The 17,370-nt window shown below is 61.3% G+C and carries 15 protein-coding genes; 13 read left to right on the top strand and 2 right to left on the bottom strand.

From position 1 onward, the window contains the following. The first annotated feature begins 135 nt into the window (after positions 1-135). The 8 genes from MWN76_RS10105 (at position 136) to MWN76_RS10070 (ending at position 7,541) form a co-directional block, all read left to right on the top strand. On the top strand, positions 136-333 hold the full coding sequence (locus MWN76_RS10105) for a hypothetical protein (RefSeq protein ID WP_250461286.1): 198 nt from the start codon (positions 136-138) through the stop codon (positions 331-333). A 289-nt stretch (positions 334-622) separates the two neighbouring features. Continuing rightward, complete coding sequence (locus tag MWN76_RS10100) at positions 623-874, top strand: GNAT family N-acetyltransferase (protein ID WP_345780067.1); 252 nt, start codon at positions 623-625, stop codon at positions 872-874. Positions 875-1,096: 222 nt separating this feature from the next. After that, on the top strand, positions 1,097-1,336 hold the full coding sequence (locus tag MWN76_RS10095; RefSeq protein WP_250461284.1) for a hypothetical protein: 240 nt from the start codon (positions 1,097-1,099) through the stop codon (positions 1,334-1,336). 307 nt (positions 1,337-1,643) lie between these two features. Next, positions 1,644-3,623: a DUF3857 domain-containing protein gene (locus MWN76_RS10090; RefSeq protein WP_250461283.1), complete on the top strand. Its 1,980-nt coding sequence runs from the start codon at positions 1,644-1,646 to the stop codon at positions 3,621-3,623. Then, positions 3,620-5,425, top strand: a complete 1,806-nt coding sequence (locus tag MWN76_RS21160) for a hypothetical protein (protein WP_250461282.1) — start codon at positions 3,620-3,622, stop codon at positions 5,423-5,425. The genes MWN76_RS10090 and MWN76_RS21160 overlap by 4 nt, the downstream gene beginning before the upstream one ends. A gap of 92 nt (positions 5,426-5,517) precedes the next feature. Further along, positions 5,518-6,681 (top strand): iron-containing alcohol dehydrogenase, encoded by a 1,164-nt coding sequence (locus MWN76_RS10080; protein ID WP_250461281.1) that lies wholly within the window; start codon positions 5,518-5,520, stop codon positions 6,679-6,681. A 15-nt stretch (positions 6,682-6,696) separates the two neighbouring features. Then, positions 6,697-7,143 carry an acyl-CoA thioesterase gene (locus tag MWN76_RS10075; protein ID WP_250461280.1) on the top strand — a complete coding sequence of 149 codons (447 nt, stop codon included), beginning with the start codon at positions 6,697-6,699 and terminating at the stop codon, positions 7,141-7,143. Beyond that, complete coding sequence (locus MWN76_RS10070) at positions 7,140-7,541, top strand: DUF1330 domain-containing protein (protein ID WP_250461279.1); 402 nt, start codon at positions 7,140-7,142, stop codon at positions 7,539-7,541. Before MWN76_RS10075 ends, MWN76_RS10070 begins: the two co-directional genes overlap by 4 nt. A gap of 222 nt (positions 7,542-7,763) precedes the next feature. Here MWN76_RS10070 and MWN76_RS10065 read toward each other — a convergent pair whose 3' ends face one another. After that, positions 7,764-10,103, bottom strand: a complete 2,340-nt coding sequence (locus MWN76_RS10065; protein ID WP_250461278.1) for a Tex family protein — start codon at positions 10,101-10,103, stop codon at positions 7,764-7,766. Between the two features lie 286 nt (positions 10,104-10,389). Between MWN76_RS10065 and MWN76_RS10060 the strand changes: the two genes are divergently transcribed. The 5 genes from MWN76_RS10060 to MWN76_RS10040 all read left to right on the top strand — a co-directional run bounded on the left by MWN76_RS10060 (position 10,390) and on the right by MWN76_RS10040 (position 16,747). Continuing rightward, the gene (locus MWN76_RS10060) at positions 10,390-11,655 is read left to right on the top strand and encodes an efflux RND transporter periplasmic adaptor subunit (protein ID WP_250461277.1); all 1,266 of its coding nucleotides are present in this window, start codon (positions 10,390-10,392) and stop codon (positions 11,653-11,655) included. 2 nt (positions 11,656-11,657) lie between these two features. After that, the gene (locus MWN76_RS10055; protein ID WP_250461276.1) at positions 11,658-14,795 is read left to right on the top strand and encodes an efflux RND transporter permease subunit; all 3,138 of its coding nucleotides are present in this window, start codon (positions 11,658-11,660) and stop codon (positions 14,793-14,795) included. Positions 14,796-14,942: 147 nt separating this feature from the next. Then, the gene (locus MWN76_RS10050) at positions 14,943-15,680 is read left to right on the top strand and encodes a 16S rRNA (uracil(1498)-N(3))-methyltransferase (protein ID WP_250461275.1); all 738 of its coding nucleotides are present in this window, start codon (positions 14,943-14,945) and stop codon (positions 15,678-15,680) included. 40 nt (positions 15,681-15,720) lie between these two features. After that, the gene (locus MWN76_RS10045) at positions 15,721-16,086 is read left to right on the top strand and encodes a hypothetical protein (RefSeq protein WP_250461274.1); all 366 of its coding nucleotides are present in this window, start codon (positions 15,721-15,723) and stop codon (positions 16,084-16,086) included. A gap of 13 nt (positions 16,087-16,099) precedes the next feature. Continuing rightward, the gene (locus MWN76_RS10040; protein WP_250461273.1) at positions 16,100-16,747 is read left to right on the top strand and encodes an HAD family hydrolase; all 648 of its coding nucleotides are present in this window, start codon (positions 16,100-16,102) and stop codon (positions 16,745-16,747) included. 15 nt (positions 16,748-16,762) lie between these two features. Here the strand turns inward: MWN76_RS10040 and MWN76_RS10035 are convergent, their stop codons facing one another. Further along, on the bottom strand, positions 16,763-17,290 hold the full coding sequence (locus tag MWN76_RS10035; protein ID WP_250461272.1) for a hypothetical protein: 528 nt from the start codon (positions 17,288-17,290) through the stop codon (positions 16,763-16,765). Positions 17,291-17,370 lie beyond the last annotated feature (80 nt).

The following is a 17,370-nucleotide window of genomic DNA, read 5'->3' as shown; positions in this document are numbered from 1 at the left end:
GGAGAGCGTCCTGAAACGTTTTTGCCATCCAGGATAAGATCAGAATACACGTAAGAACGAAATTTTCTGTATGAAATGTAAACCGAGGGGCGAGATGGAAGTTTTTCTAAAGCCTCGTTAAATGCCTGAAATAGAATGAAGAGTAAGCGGAAGAAAAATCTAGAAGGTGAGATTGGCGCTTTTATGAAGCAATATGCGCGCAAGGCTTATCCTGGATGGGATCCTAATGATCGCAGTTATGATAGAAAGCTGGAAGAAAAAATCAAACATATGAATCCCGAAGAGCTAAGTGAATTGCTCTACGGCGGCAGTGAAGATGAAGAAAAAAATTAGCTTTTTGTGAAATAGATATTTAGCCAATTTAGGCAGAATTTTCTCTTGGGTGGATCTCGCTAAGACTCGGCTTCTGTTGGTATCGTTTAATTTAAATTCGAGTTGAATAATGGATATTGAGCTTGTCAAAAAGGAAGATTATCTCAAGCTTCTAGAAATATAGGAGTCCTCGGCCAGGGCAGCCCATCATTTTTTGCTAGAGGAGGATCTGCAAGATTTAAAACCGTTGATCCTTGGACAGTATTTTGACACAGTTGATCTGAGGTGTGCCAAATAAAATAGTGGTGAAATACTAGGATTTTCTGGCGTACATGATGGTAATATTGAAATGCTGTTCATTTCGCCTGATGTCCGGGGGCAAGGTGTTGGGGCTTCGTTGGCGGATCATGCCATCAAAAATCAGAGGGCAACCAAGGTTGATGTTAATGAGCAGAATGAAAAAGTGATAGGATTTTACCAGAATATTGGTTTTACCGTAACGAGTCGCTCACCAGTGGATGGCGAGGGAAAACCATATCCGATTCTGCACATGACGCTATGAAAATTTACAAGAACAATAAAAGGCACAATATTTCCGCTGCTTTCCAATTTCACTTGTGCTACGGGTTCTAGTGGGCCGCTCGCAAAGTTAGGTAACAGTTCGTTTCGTCACCCGGATACCCTAAGATTCACCTAAGGTCGTGCTTTTCTGAAATAAATGTGAGCAGAGAGAAGAGGTGAGAATTTTTCTATCGCCTGATTTATGAAAAACGAAATGAATAGTATGAAAGTCATCGATACCGAGAGCTGGGCCTGGTTTTTGTTTGAGCATGCGGGCAATCTATATCTGGATGCATACTGCAATATAAGCGCCTTTGGCTATACCTACATGATTCAGCTCAACGATGACGAGATCGAGAAGTACAATACCAGAGGCCGTGATTATCTCGGCGAGTTGGCACATGACATTCACTACTCTGTACCGATAAAAGAGGGTTCTGCTTCGGCCTATCGGGGGGCGTGATGTGTCTTCAGGGTTTTCCTCTCTGGCATCGGAAGCGGTTAAATCCTGGCGGGGAGAGGCCGCTGGCGAGTAGCAGAGCTGTGCGACCGTTTTGGTTTCTGCCGGGGAAAACTGCGAGGACCCGCCGGTTCCAGGCATGGCACCCCGGGTAATGAAGCCTTATGATGGACCTTGCATAACAAGATCCGGATAAGGCAATAATATGATGTCCCGCTTCCGCCCCCGCACCGTGGGCCAGCCCCTCCCAATATCGATCTGTATGTTTTTTGGCCTGGCCGCGCTTTTGGTTTTGCTCCCGGCTCCCGAGGTGTCGGCAGCGGATTACTCGCTGGCGTCGCGTCCGGATTGGCTGCAGCCGGTGGCGTTGCCGCCGGGTGAGGAGCATCCGGCAAGGGAAGGTATCCGGTACCGGTTGGTGGATACCCAGGTGAACCTGTCTGCGGAGCAGAAGGAGCGCTTTTACCGCGTGGCCATGCAACCGCTGAACCAGCAGGGGTTGCAACAGATTTCCAGCATTACCCTGAGTTTTGCCCCTGCCTATGAAGAACTGGTGATTCACGATGTCAGTGTGCTGCGCGACGGGAAGCGGTTCGATCGCCTGGAGTCGGCGGATATCAAGCTATTCCAGCAGGAGGATGAGCTCGACAAGGGGCTGTATGCCGAGCGCTGGACCGCCATGCTGCTGCTCGACGACCTGCGCGCCGGGGATACCGTCGAGTACAGTTACACACTGCGCGGTTCCAACCCGGTGCTCGGGGACAAGGCGTTCGGGCGCGAGCTGCTGGCCTGGGGCGTTCCCATCGAGCGGCTCTATATCGGGGTGCTGAGCCCGGCGGATCAGCCACTGCAATTGCGTGTTGCCGATGGCCGGGACAGGCCGGCAGTGGAGATCCGGCAACGCAGCGAGGGTGACAGGTTGCGCTATTTTGTCGATCTGCGCGATCCGCAACCGGTGCGGACGGAAGACGGTATTCCCGAGTGGCTGTCACCCTTTCCGACGCTCCAGTACAGCCAGTATCGGGACTGGCGGGAAGTAAATGGCTGGGCCCACTCCCTGTACCGTATGCCCGGTGAATTGCCGCCGGGATTTGTCGAGCTGCTGGCACAGCTGGACGGCAGCGAGGCACAGAAGGCCGCGGCAGCCACCCAGTGGATCCAGAGCAACATTCGCTATTTTGGTATAGAACACGGTGTCAACTCACACCGGCCCTCGGCGCCGGGGGAAACCTTCGATCGCCGCTTCGGTGACTGTAAAGACAAGACGGTGCTACTGGTATCGGCCCTACGCCACTTGGGGATTGAGGCGCGACCGGCCCTGGTGTCGTCAGTGGATAATTTTTATCTGGACAAGCGCCTGCCCTCACCGGGGAATTTCGACCATGTGATTACCACCTTCAAGCTGGATGGCAAGCGCTTCTGGGTGGATCCCACCGATAACAGCCAGAGTGGTACCCTGGGGGAAATGTCGCTGCCGGACTTCAACTGGGCACTGGTCGTTGACGGCGAACACGGGGGCCTGACACCGATCGAGGCACCCCTGCAGAGCCAGCGGCAGGCGCGCGTGGAGGTGAAGGATACGATCACCCTGGACGCGAATCGCAAGACCGCCACGTTGGAGGTCACCAGCCGCTACACCGGCTGGCGCGCCGAGGAAATGCGTTCCTACACCGGCTATCGCGATCGGCAGACCCTGGAAGAGGAGTTCCTGCAGTACTACTCGCGCTACTTCCCCGATATGGAGGTGCTGGAGCCGGTACAGATCACCGATGAGCAAGCCGGCAATGTGCTGCTCATGAAGGAAAGGTACCGCCTGGGTAAGGTCGGCGACGACAGCGCCGGAAAGAAAATGCTCGAGCTGGTGGCGTCCAATGTGGTGGATACGGTACGCCTGCCCAACTCCCGCCAGCGCCGCTACCCCTTCCGGTTGCCGGGAGAGCTGCAGATACAGCAGACCCTGGAAATTGTGGCGGAGAAAGCGGGGGATATCCGCTGGTCGGAAAAAGACAGTAGCGGGGAAATCAGCAATCCCTGGTTCGAATTCTCCCGGGACGTACAAAAGAGCGAAAGCAAAATCACCGTGCGGTACGATTACCAGTCCCGGCAGAAAGCGGTTTCGGCCGCGGATTTCCCCGAGTACCTGCAGCAGATCAACCGTATCGACGATGACCTCAGTTATGTCGTCTGGCTTTCGCCGGCAGCGGTTTCCGGTGAGCAGCGCCGCAACCGTGCGCGTCAGTTGGCGCGAGACCTGCTCAAGCGGCAGCGACCCGCGGGGGGGACACCGTGAAGTACTGGATTGCCCCGCTGTCGCTGCTGCTTGCCATTGCCGGTTGTGCCAGCCAGCCGAGGACGTTTGACCTGCCGGAAATGGCTGCGCCGGAAATGCAGGTCGAGGACAGTGATTTCGGCCCGATGAATGCCGTAGGCGCCGCCACGGTACCCGGTGGACTGGCAGCCTTTGCCGACGCGGATGCCCGCCTGTCGGCGCTGGCGGAGCGGATCTACCGGGACCCGGCCTCGGTGCCCTACGCCGAATTCTGGGCCGCGTACCTGGACAGCTCGAAAATCCACACCGCTGTTGTCGATCGCAACCACTTCAAGGCCTTTCTTGACCAGTTGCCTGCCGAAAGCGAGCGGTGCGGTGCCGTGGACTGGCAGCGCTGGACCGCGCAGAACTTCTTTGAACTGGAACCCCACCTGGTGGCGCAGGACTGTTACGAACAGCTGGGGAAAACGCAACAGGCAGATCGCGAGTCGCGCGCGGTGCAATATATTCTGCGCGGTGTGTTGGGGAGCGGCGACGGTGAAAAGACCGATACCGCCTACGAGATCGGCATACTGGATCACGCCAACGATATACTGAACCTGGCGGGCTACCACATCCTGGATTCCTTCCTGTTGCCGGTTCGCGACGGCATGGGGCTCTACTACGTGGTCCTGGCGGAAGATCCGCAGAGCGGTATCCAGCGCTCTATCTATTTCGACAACCAGCCGGCCATCCACCGGCTGCTGGCGGTCGACTATCCCTTTGCCGGTCTCGACGATCTCTACCTGACCCAACTGCTCGAACCCATGTCCGAGAACAACACCGCGGCCATGGTCGGGCTGGGGTATTACCAGGAGTTGAGTGGCAAACGGAAAAAGGCGATCTCCTTTTATATGGATGCCGCCGCCTACGGCAGCCAGGTGGCGCAGTATCGCCTGGGCCGGCTGTGCCTGGTGAGTGAGGACCTGGCCATGTTCAGCCGCGGCGATTGCGTGGATTTCCTGCTGTCGGCCGCGGAGAAGGGCCATGCCGAAGCCATGTCCCTGCTTGCCTACATTTACCGCGAGGGCATCGGGGTGGAGGCCAGTGAGCAGCTCGCGGCGCAGTTCCTGCAGGCTGCGCAACAGAGAACGGAAGCGGGCCTGGCAGAGCTGCAATTCTCCAGCTACTACGCCGGCGACAGGCTGGTAGTGGACGCCGAAGTGGAGCTGGCGCACCTGCGCAAGGCCGCGGCCACGGGCCTGCCGGACGCGAAATATGCGTTGCTCCGGCGCGAAGTGGGCGACTGGTGGGAGGCGGATGCGGAGAAACTGCTACCCGGGTTGCAGGAGCTGGCCGAGCAGGGTTATGCGCCGGCGGCCGTCGCCTATGCGCGATGGATCTTTACCCATGCCGACGAGCACACGGAGAAAGAGAGGCACCGCGCGCGGGAATTCCTCGACGCGGCCCTGGCGGTCAATTCCGACTCCGCGCATATGCTGCAGGGCAGCCTGCTCCAGTCCGGCCTTCTCGGCGAGCGGGATTTCGAGGCGGCGGCGGGCCACTTTATGCAGAGCCCGTTTTACACCGCCTCCCAGATCGGTATGGCGCGGCTGCACAATGAGCAGCGGCTGCCGCAGTCCGGACCGGTCGGTGCGGCGCTCTGGTACATGATGTGCGCGAAAGTCGAGGTGCCGGAATGCATGTACCAACTGGGCAAGCTGTTCCGCAACGGTGAGGGCGTCGACCGCGATCGCTCCATCGCCATGACGCTGTTTGCCGGGGCCGCCCGCCAGGGGCATAAAATGGCCATGGCGGAAGTGGAGAAAATGGAACAGCAGTAGCGCCGCCGGGGCCGCACCCGAACTCCGACGTAATGGCCTCCGGGCGACGGGACTGCTATAGATTGCGGTCCGGCTGCCCAGGGGGATACACCGTGCAAGCATTCAGCTTTTCTACCACCAATACGATTCTCAACGAGCCGGGCGGCGCCGTGCGCCTGGGTGAAATCTGCGCCGGGCGGGGCGCCCGCTCGGTATTGCTGGTGACCGATGCCGGCATTGTCTCCGCCGGCTTGCTGGAGCCTGTATTGCCTGGCTTCGAGCATGCCGGTGTGCGGATTGGCCTGTTCGACCGGGTCGAGGCGGACCCGTCGGACACAACCGTGTTACAGGCGGTAGCCACCGCGCGGGAAGTATCGGCAGAGCTGGTGGTGGGGTTTGGCGGCGGCAGCTCCATGGATGTGGCCAAGCTGGTGGCGGTCCTGGCGCACCCGGACTGCGGGCAATCGCTGGACCGGCTCTACGGCGTCGGCAATGTCCGCGGGCCGCGCCTGCCACTGCTGCAGATGCCCACCACCGCCGGTACCGGTTCCGAAGTCACCCCCATTTCCATCGTCACCACCGGGGAGGCCACCAAGGTCGGTGTGGTGTCGCCGGTACTGCAGCCGGATATCGCGCTGCTGGACGCGGAACTGACCCTGGGGCTGCCGCCCCGGGTGACCGCCGCCACCGGCGTGGATGCGATGGTACACGCGATCGAGGCCTATACCTCGGCGATCCGGAAAAACCCGCTGTCGGATATGCTCGCCCGCGAGGCATTGCGGTTGCTGGCGCGCAATATCGTTACGGCGGTACACCGCGGCGACAATATCGAGGCCCGCGGCAATATGCTGCTGGGGGCCCTGTTGGCGGGCCAGGCCTTTGCCAATGCGCCGGTGGCGGCCGTACACGCGCTGGCCTATCCCCTCGGTGGCCATTTCCATATCCCGCACGGCCTCAGCAACTCGCTGGTGTTGCCCCAGGTGTTGCGTTTCAACGGGCCGGCCTGCCCGGAGCTATATGCGGAGCTGGCGCCGATCATCATGGGCGAGGATTTTGTGCCGGGCTCCAATGTCGAGGTGGTGGAAAACCTGATCACCTGGATCGAGGGGCTGATCGATGTGCTGGGCCTGCCGAACCGGCTGCGGGACTGCGGTGTGCCGGAAGATTCCATCGAGCGGCTGGCCGCCGATGCCATGCAGCAGCAACGGCTGTTGGTCAACAACCCGCGCCCGGTGTCCGAAGCCGATGCGGCGGCCATCTATCGCGCGGTATTTTGAGAAGTGGGGAACAGCATGGTGGAAAAGACGACTGCAGCGCGCGGTGATTACCGGGTCTTTTACCCGATCACCACCCGCTGGATGGATAACGATATCTATGGCCATGTGAATAACGTGACCTACTATTCCTATTTCGACAGCGCCGTGAACCGCTACCTGATCGAGGAGGGTGGGCTGGATATCCACCGTGCGCCGGTGGTCGGTTTTGTGGTGAATTCCAGCTGCGATTATCGCGCGCCGATTGCCTACCCGCAGGCAATCGAGGCGGGGTTGCGTGTGGCGCGCCTGGGCAATTCGTCGGTGACCTATGAGGTGGGTATCTTCCGGCGCGGTGAGGACAGCGCCTGCGCGGCCGGTAGCTTTACCCATGTATTTGTCGAGCGGGCTGCGAACCGATCGGTGGCGATTCCGGAACCGATTCGCCGCGCGCTGCAGGCCATCCAGATGGAGAACACACAATGAAAACCGTTGATTCGCATCCCGACCGGTTTGCCGAGCTGCTGGCAGAATTGCCGCAGGGGGAGCCGGTGGTGATGCTGAACCTGCTCAGGTTTCGTGAGCGGGCCGACTACAAAAATGGCGAGCCCGCCTGCAGCGGTCGTGCGGCCTACCGTCGTTACGGCGAGAAAGCCATCGCGCACCTGCAGGGCGTCGGCGCCGAGCTGGTCTGGCATGGCGATGCCAAAGCCAGCGTCATTGCACCGCCCGATGAACAATGGGACGAGATATTGCTGGTGCGCTACCCGTCGATCGAGCAGTTTGTGGAGATGGTGACGGACCCGGATTACCGGGAGTTGTCGAAACACCGCACCGCCGCGCTGGAAGATGCACGCCTGCTTGTCTCTGTGGAGCTGGCGTAGGGTGGCGAAACCAGAAAACCCGGATTCCGGCGCTGCGCGCCTGCATCCAGGCTACCAGTCCGGTCAATATTGCGAAGCGGGCGTAGCCCGGATGGAGCGCAGCGGAATCCGGGAGGGGTGACGGAGCCACAGAACCCGGATTCCCCGATAGCCGCTATTTTTTATTCTTCATCGCCGCCGCCAGGGCGGCGGAGCCACAGAACCCGGATTCGCCGATAGCCGCTATTTTTTATTCTTCATCGCCGCTGCCAGCAGGTCGCCCATGCTGCCGCGGCCACCGCCCTGTTGCTGGCGGTTGCGGCTGTTGTGGCGCTGGGCCTGGTTGCTCTCACGCTGGCCGCCTTTCTTGACACCGCCGCTGCCCTGCTCGCCGGGCTCGTCCGAGAGGCGCATGGACAGGCCGATACGCTTGCGCGCCACGTCCACTTCCATGACCTTCACCTTGACGATATCGCCGGCCTTGACCACTTCGTGCGGATCCTTGACGAATTTTTCCGATAGCGCGGAAATGTGCACCAGGCCGTCCTGGTGCACGCCGATATCGACAAAGGCGCCGAAGTTGGTGACGTTGGTAACGGTGCCTTCCAGCACCATGGCCGGGCGCAGGTCCTTGATCTCCTCCACGCCGTCTTCGAATTTGGCGGTGCGGAATTCCGGGCGTGGGTCGCGACCGGGTTTTTCCAGTTCGGCGATGATATCGGTCACCGTGGGCACGCCGAACTTGTCGTCGGTGTAGTCCGCCGGGTTCAGCTTGCGCAGGAAGCCGGAGTCGCCGATCAGGCTGTTGATCTCGCGGCCGTTCTTCTCCGCGATACGCTTGACCACCACATAGGCTTCCGGGTGCACGCCGGATCTGTCCAGTGGATTCTCGCCGTTATTGATACGCAGGAAGCCGGCCGCCTGTTCGAAGGCTTTCGGGCCCAGGCGCGTGACTTCCTTCAACTGGTCGCGGTTTTTGAAGGCGCCGTTCTGGTCGCGGTAGCTGACGATATTGTTGGCGATGGAGGCGCTGAGGCCGGACACGCGCGACAGCAGCGGCGCCGAGGCGGAGTTCAGCTCGGCGCCCACGCCGTTCACACAGTCCTCGACCACCGCGTCCAGGGAGCGCGCCAGCTGGGTCTGGGACACGTCGTGCTGGTACTGGCCGACGCCGATGGACTTCGGCTCGATCTTCACCAGTTCGGCCAGCGGGTCCTGCAGGCGGCGGGCAATGGAGATGGCGCCGCGGATGGTCACGTCCAGGTCCGGGAATTCGCGCGCGGCGAATTCGGAAGCCGAGTACACGGAGGCGCCGGCCTCGTTGACCATCACTTTCTGCGCGCTGAGCTTGTACTGCTTGATGGTGTCGCCGACAAACTTGTCGGTCTCGCGGCTGCCGGTGCCGTTGCCGATGGCGATCAGGCCGACGTTGTGTTTTTCACACAGGGCGGCGATTACCGCGGCGGCTTCGCGGGCGCGGTTTTGCGGCGGCGTGGGGAAGATGGCCGTGTGGTCGAGGATTTTGCCGGTGGCGTCCACCACGGCCACCTTGACCCCGGTGCGCAGGCCCGGGTCCAGGCCGATCGTGGCCTTCTGGCCCGCCGGCGCCGCCAGCAGCAGGTCTTTCAGGTTGCGGGAGAAGACCTTGATCGCCTCCTCCTCGGCTTTTTCGCGCAGCTCGCCCAGCAGGTCGGTCTCCAGGCTGGTCAGCAGCTTGATGCGCCAGGTCCAGCGCACCACCTCGTTCAGCCATTTGTCCGCCGGGCGGCCCTCGTCCGAGATCTCCACATGCCTGGCGATCATCACCTCGCACGGGTGTGCCTGGGTAGGGGCGCGCTCCTCGTCACCGTCGAGGCCCAGGTTGATGGCCAGCACACCCTCGTTGCGGCCGCGGAAGATCGCCAGCGCGCGGTGACTGGGAACCTTGGCCCAGTCTTCGGCGTACTCGAAGTAGTCGCGGAACTTGGCGCCCTCCTGCTCCTTGCCGTCCAGCAGCTTGGATTTCACCTGGCCGTCGCGCTTGAGGAAATCGCGCAGCTTGCCCAGCAGCTCGGCGTCCTCGGCGAAGCGCTCCATCAGGATGAACTTGGCCCCGTCCAGCGCCGCCTTGATGTCTTTCACATGCAGGGTGGCGTCCTCGTTGTCGGTGTTGATGTAGGCCTGGGCCAGCGCTTCCGGATCCTGTGTCGGGTCGCCGTAGAGGGCGTCGGCCAACGGTTCCAGGCCCGCCTCGATGGCGATCTGGCCCTTGGTGCGGCGCTTGGGCTTGTACGGCAGGTAGAGGTCTTCGAGGCGGTTCTTGGTATCGGCGGCGTTGATCTGCTGCGCCAGCTCCGGGGTCAGCTTGCCCTGTTCATCGATGCTCTTGAGAATGGCCGCGCGGCGGTCTTCCAGTTCGCGCAGGTAGCGCAGCCGCTCTTCCAGGGTGCGCAGCTGGGTGTCGTCCAGGCCGCCGGTCACTTCTTTCCGGTAGCGGGAGATGAATGGCACTGTCGCGCCTTCATCGAGCAGCGCTACGGCGGCGGTGACCTGCTGCGAGCCTACATTGAGTTCTTCGGCGATTCGGGCGTTGATATCCAACATCTTGTTTTACATCCGTATTGCAGGGCTTCGTTGTTCTGCGAGGGGCGCCTGTCGACCGCGATTAACCAGAAAAGGATGCCGATCGCAGTTCACAATTGCCCCGACAAAGGCAAATTCGGTGGCGCATTATGCGCGAGCCGGGCGCGCTGAGAAAGGTTTGCGGCAGTGTTGCTGTCAGTTGCGACAATCTGCATCCGAAAGGGCTTCCCCCGTCGTCGAACTCCAGTAGAATGCGCCACTAGTCAAAATTTAACCAACATTTCTGCCGTTCGGGTTGAGGGTATTTGTGAAAATTTCCAATAAGAACAAGCTTTTTGCGATGGTTTTTGTCGTCGGGGCCGCGGTGATAGGCCTGGTGATCGGGATGGCGCCGGAGCCGGAGGAAAAAGTTGCCGAGAAGGCGGTGCCGCCGGTGGCCGATGTGGTCTACGCGGAGCCGGGCCGCCACACGCTGCTGGTGCCCAGCCAGGGTTCGGTGCGCGCGCGCCACGAGATCGAGCTGGTGGCCCGCGTCGGCGGCACTGTCCAGGGGGTCAGCGACGGCTTTGTGGCCGGCGGCTTCTTCGATAGCGGCGAGGCGCTGGTGCAGATAGAGCCGGCGGACTACCGCCACCAGTTGACCCGCGCCGAGGCGGAGCTGGCCAATGCCGAATCCACCCTGGCCCAGGAGCAGGGCCGCGCCAAGCAGGCCAAGCGCGAGTGGCGCGACCTGGGCAGCGAAGCCGCCAACGCGCTGTTCCTGCGCAAGCCGCAGCTGTCCGCCGCCGAGGCGGCGGTGGCCGCGGCCCGCGCCGACCGCGACCAGGCGAAGCTGGATCTGGACCGCACCCGCGTGACCGCGCCCTTCGCCGGCCGCGTGGTGGAGACTTCCGTGGACCTGGGGCAGTACGTCACCCCGGGCACTGTGCTGGCCACGGTGCACAGCACCGGCATCGCCGAAGTGCGGCTGCCGCTGACCGACCACCAGCTGTCGCTGCTGCAATTGCCGCTGGGCCGGGCGATCGAGAATGGCCCGGCGGTGCGCCTGCGCGCGCAGATTGCCGGCCAGCAGCGCACTTGGCGCGGCCGGCTGGTGCGCACCGAGGCGGCCATCGACCCGAACAGCCGCTTCGTCTACGCCGTGGCCCAGGTCCGCGATCCCTACGCCGGTGAGGCGCCGCTGATCAACGGCCTGTTCGTGGAGGCGGATATCGCCGGCAAGACCCTCGACGGTATCTCGATCCTGCCCCGCCAGGCCCTGCACGAGGGCGATCACCTGCTGGTGCTGGACGCGGAGAACATGCTGCACTTCAAGCCGGTGGAACTGTTGCAGACCGTGGACGAGGAAGTCTGGGTGCGCGGCGATATCGAGCGCGGCGAGCGGATCGTGGTTTCCAGCCTGGGTTACTCCCGCGAGGGCATGGTGCTGACCCCCAACCCGCTGAACGAGAAACCCGCAGGCCTGCAGATTGGCGATGAGCGCGAGCCGGGCGCCGCGGAGTCCGCCGCCGATACCCAACCGGTGGCGGACACTGCGGCCGGTTCCAATGCCTCTGCGCAGGGAGAGGGCTGATCATGCAGGGCATTATCGGATGGTTCGTACGCAACAGTAAGGCCGCCAACCTGCTGATGATCATGATCATCATCGGCGGGGCCTTCGGCATTGGGCATATCGGTCGGGAGGTCTTTCCGGCCATCAGCCCCGGTATCGTACAGGTGGAAATCAGATACCCCGGTGCCGGCCCGGCGGAAGTGGAACAGCAGGTCACCCAGCGGGTGGAGCAGGCCATCTCCGACGTGAAGGGCATCAAGGAGGTGAACTCCTGGTCGGCCCGCAGCCACAGCTCCGTGCAGGTCGAGGCGATGGATGGCTACGACCAGTTGCGCCTGCTGAACGACATCAAGGCGCAGGTGGATTCCGTCAATACCTTCCCCTCCGATATCGAGCGCCCGGTGGTGGCGCTGCAGGAGTGGGAGCAGCAGATGATGATGATTGCCATTGGCGGCCCCGTCTCCCCGGCGCAACTGAAAGAGACGGCGCTGGACCTGCGCGACCAACTGATCCTGCAGCCGGGTGTGCGCCGCGTGGACGTCTGGGGCGATCGCGCCGACGAGGTCTCCATCGAGGTCTCGGAAGTGGACCTGCGCCGCTACAACCTGACCTTCGACGACGTCGCCAATGCGGTGCGCCGCTCCTCCATCGACCTCCCCGCCGGCCTGGTACGCTCCGACCGCGGCGATATCCAGGTGCAGACCCGCGGCCAGGCATACACGGCCCATGACTTCGCGAGTATCCCGCTGGTCAGTCGTGTCGACGGGACTCAACTGCTGCTGGGGGATGTGGCCGATATCGAGGACGGCTTCGAGGAAGAACAGGGGGTCATCCGTTTCAATGGCCAGCCGGCCATGAACCTGCGCGTGATGCAGGGCGAGCCGCTGGATGTGGTGGCCACCGCGGAACATATCCGCGAATTCATGAAGGAAGCGCGCGAGCAACTGCCGCCGGGGATGGAATTCGAGATCTGGTTCGATTTCTCCGACGCCTATGAGGGTCGCATGAACTTGTTGCTGGGCAATGCCCTGGGCGGCCTGGCGCTGGTGTTCGTGTTGCTAATGCTGTTCCTGCGCCCGGCGCTGGCGATCTGGGTGACCATCGGTATCGCCACTGCCTTTATGGGCGCCCTCTGGTTGCTGCCGGTCACCGGCGTGACACTGAACATGCTGTCACTGTTCGCTTTCCTGCTGATTCTCGGGATTGTGGTCGACGATGCGATCATTGTCGGCGAGGCGGTACACGCGGCGCACGACCGCGGTATCACGGGACTGGCCGCGGCAGTGGACGGGGTGAAGACGGTATCCGCGCCGGTGCTCTTTGCCGTGATTTCCACCATGGTGTTCTTCGTGCCGATGCTGTTCCTGCCCGGCTATACGGCGGAGATGATGTTGCCGCTGCCAGTGGTGGTGCTGCTGGCGCTGTCCTTCTCCCTGATCGAGTCGCTGCTGATACTGCCGGCGCACCTGGTGAACCTGAAGCCGGAGAAAAAGGCCAGGTCCAGTGCCGGCCTGAAACTGCAGAGGCTGCGCGGCAAGTTTGCCGGCGCCATGAAAGTGGCCAGTGACAAATACTATATGCCGCTGCTGCAGAAGTCCCTGAGCAACAGCCGAGCCACGGTGATGGTCTTCGTGATGTCGCTGTTGCTGTCGTTTGCGGTGTTCACGGGCGGTTATATCGGCTTCGCCTTCGAACCCAAGGTACCCTCCGACATTCTGGAACTGGACACCACTATGGCCCCCGGCGAATCCTTCGAGGAGTCCAAGCGGGTGATGGAGCAGTTCGAGCGCGCCGGCGAAAAGCTGGCCGAGGACGAGGAGATGCTGGCGCTGAACGGCGGCAAGCCGTTTTTCGAGAACACCATGGTGTTCCTCTGGCGCGGTGATATTCACGTTCTGTTGCAGCTCACTGACGGCGAGGAGCGCGACGTGACGTCCGAGCAACTGGCGCTACGCTGGCGCGAGTACATCGGTGAGTTGCCGGCCAGTGTCGAGGAGATGAACATCTCCTCCACCATCAACGATGGCGGCACCGGCATGTCCCTGAACCTGAGCACCGCTTCCGGCAACATGGACGAATTGCGCCGGGCCGCCGACGCCGTGAAAGAGGCCATGGACAACTACGCGGGCGTCTACGATGTGCGCGACAACCTGGTCAGCGCGCGCAAGGACATCGAGATACAGTTGAAACCCCACGCCACCAACTTGGGGGTCAGTCTCTCCGATGTGGCCACGCAGGTGCGTCAGGGCTTTTACGGCGAGGAAGTGCAGCGCATTCCCCGCGGTCGCGAGGACGTGCGCGTGATGGTGCGCTACCCGGAGGAGGAGCGTGCCAGCGAGGAGCAGATGGACCGCATCCGCATCCGCACCAGCGAGGGCGAAGTGCCCTTCAGCGCGGTGGCCGATGCGGTCTATGTGCCTGGCTACACCACCATCCGCCGGCACGACCGCGAGCGGGCGGTGCGTATTACCGCGGAACTGACACCGGGGGCGACCAATGCCCAGGAAATCCTGAAGCAGCTGCGTGAAAAAAATGTACCGGAATGGGAAAAGCAGTTCCCCGGCTTCTCTCTCCAGACGACCGGTGGCATGCAGGAGGAGCAGGAGTTCAACAGCGCCATCATCGCCTTCTTCGCGTTGTCGCTATTTACCATCTACGCGCTGCTCGCCATCGCCTTCCGTTCCTATTCGCAGCCGTTGCTGATTCTCACCGCGGTGCCGTTCGGCTTCTTCGGCGCCCTGCTCGGCCACCTGCTGCTGGGGTACGACATCAGCATCATGTCCATGCTCGGCTTTCTCGCCGCATCCGGTGTGGTGGTGAATGACAACCTGGTGCTGATGGACCGTATCAACCAGTTGCGCGCCGAGGGCATGGCGGTGATGGACGCGGTGGTACAGGCGGGCCACGATCGCTTCCGGCCCATTATCCTCACCTCGCTCACGACCTTCATCGGCCTGGTGCCGATCATGTTCGAGCGCTCTATCCAGGCGCAGTTCCTGATTCCCACGGTGATCAGTCTCGCGTTCGGCGTTCTCTGCGCCACCTTCGTGACGCTGATTCTGGTGCCCAACCTGTACAAGGTGATCGAGGTACTGCGCATAAAAGTAAAAGGCAACAAGGGGGACGGCGAGGAGTTGCCGGTGACCCTGGAGAAGGCCTGATGCCGGGATCGGCGGAGCCCGCTGCCCGGCGGCGCTGGAGGCTCCGGTCCGCTTGCGGGCCGCGGGCCGGCTCCCTAAACTGATCTCGATCGAGAAGCCGGCGTAGCGTCGGCTTTTTTATACCTGTTCATCGAGGATTTTCCATTCATGCGCATCCCGCGTATCTTTTCCAGCGACCCCCTCAGCGAAGGTTGTGAAGTACAATTGGACGAGGCCGCCTCGCGCCACCTGGTCAAGGTGCTGCGCCTGTCCGCCGGCCGGCCGCTGGTACTGTTCGATGGCCGCGGCGGCGAGTACAGTGCGGAGCTGGTGGAAACCGGCAAGCGCGCGCGGGCCCGCACACTGGATTTCTTCCCCGGTGACCGCGAGTCGCCGCTGGCGCTGACCTTGGCCATCGGCATTTCCCGCGGCGACCGCTTCGACTGGGTGATACAGAAAGCCACCGAACTGGGCGCGACGCACATCCAGCCCTTGTTCACGGCGCGCTGTGAGGTGAAACTGAGCGGTGAGCGACTGCAGAAAAAGCTCGCTCACTGGCGCCAGGTGGCAACCAGCGCCTGTGAACAGTGTGCCCGCAACTGTATTCCGGATATTGCCGAACCGCAGAAGCTGGCACAATTTCTCCAGCGGCGGGGCGACGAGACACTGAAACTGGTGCTGCACCACCGCACCGAGCAGCAGTTGCATCAACTGGAAGCCGAGCGCGGCCGCCCGCAGTCGGCGCTGCTGCTGGTGGGCCCCGAGGGCGGCCTGTCGGAGGCGGAGATAGACGAGGCGCTGGCGCGGGATTTCCTGCCGCTGCGCCTGGGCCCGAGGGTGCTGCGCACCGAGACCGCACCAGTGGCAGCCATTTCGGTATTGCAGTACCAATGGGGGGATTTCTGAGGCCCACCGGCTTCCCTCAACCACTTCAGGGAGAAGAAAAATGGTCAAACTGATTCTCGTACTGCTGGGCCTGGCGATCCTCGCCATGTCCATCGCCGTGATCGTCAAGCCGCAGTTTGCGCGCGATATCACCGAGCGACTGAACGAAACCGGCTATGCGGTTTCCGCCTGGGGCCGGATCATCGTCGGCCTTATCCTGTTGCTGATCGCCGATACCCGTGCCTGGAATATTCTCTTCAATGCCCTCGGGGTGCTGCTGGTGCTGGCCGGCGCCTATATGCTGTTTGTCGGTTTCGAGCGCAGCAAGGCACTGGCTTTGAAGATTGCGCACGGCAACGAGACTTTCCTGCGGGTTCTCGGTGCCATCGGTGCCCTGCTGGGGCTCCTGCTTCTCTCGGCGACTTAGGTAGTGACTCCCCATGCTTGCCACTGAACTGGTGATTTTCGATTGTGACGGCGTGCTGGTGGACAGCGAGACGATCGTCTGCCGCATCCTCGCCGAGGAAATGAACAAACTCGGTATGGAGACCACCGCGGAGGAACTGGACGAGCAGTTCAGCGGTCGCCCGGCCAAAGACTGCCTGCTGGAAATCGAAACCCGCTACGGCGGCCCACTGCCGGACCAGTACTTCGGCAATACCGAGCGGCGCATCCGCGAGGCCTTCCACAGCGAGCTGCAGCCGATTGCCGGTATCGAGGATCTGCTCGACCACCTGTTACAGGTCAACTTGCGCAGCTGCGTGGCCTCGTCCGGCTCCCATGAAAAAATGCGCCTGACCCTGAACAAGACCGGTCTGTACGAGTATTTCGACGGACGTATTTTCAGCGCCGACGATGTCTCCCGCGGCAAGCCCCACCCGGACCTGTTCCTGCATGCGGCGCAGTCCATGGGGGTGGAACCGGAGCGCTGCCTGGTAGTAGAGGACTCCATTGCCGGCGTCAAAGCGGCGGTGGCGGCGGAGATGCCGGTAGTGGGCTACAGCAACCACCCGGTGCGGACCCCACAGCTGGAAAGGGCCGGCGCACGGGTGGTCAGGGATCTGATGGCCGTGGTGGGTTTTCTGTAACTGGAGCAATCGCCTTTACAGTAGATTGGTCATGGTCAGCGTTTCTGGGCCTGCTACACTGGTCACGCCTTCCGGACTGCTGCAGCCATCGAAGTCGGTTTGCAGCAGCGTAAGAGTTCTGACCAGTGTTGCTCCTGAAAATCTGCCCGATACTATTTCTAACTCCTGAATAACAACGACTTGCCCCACAGGGCGCTGGACTACTTGGTTGTTTACTTCCGCAGCACTTTCAGTGCCATCACTCCAGAGTATTTCGCTGTTTATTGTCGCAGTGTTGCTGTTGCAGCCGATTTCACCAAAACCTGTAGTCGTAATTTGGGCATTAGATATGCCGAGCGGTAGCCCAGTGCAGGCACTTAATACAGAAGTGGCTACAAATGTAGTGGTTTTCGGCGTGTTTGTTATGCCTGGTGTGTAGTGAGTGATGTTGGTTCCAAGTGGACACGTCAGCGTTGTTATCTGGGCTGCGGCACTGCCGGCCCCCAGGAACAATGAGAACAGCGGTATCAGAACCACTCCTGAGGCTATCTTCAGTAAATGCATTCTCTTTCTCCATCTGTGTTTACTGTCTAAGGAAGTAACAATCTGATAGTGATGTTGGGTTTCCAGTGGTTGCCGCCCAC

It is taken from the genome of Microbulbifer litoralis, assembly GCF_023634065.1.
Taxonomy (GTDB): domain Bacteria; phylum Pseudomonadota; class Gammaproteobacteria; order Pseudomonadales; family Cellvibrionaceae; genus Microbulbifer; species Microbulbifer litoralis.
This window is presented reverse-complemented; position numbering and strand designations above follow the sequence as displayed.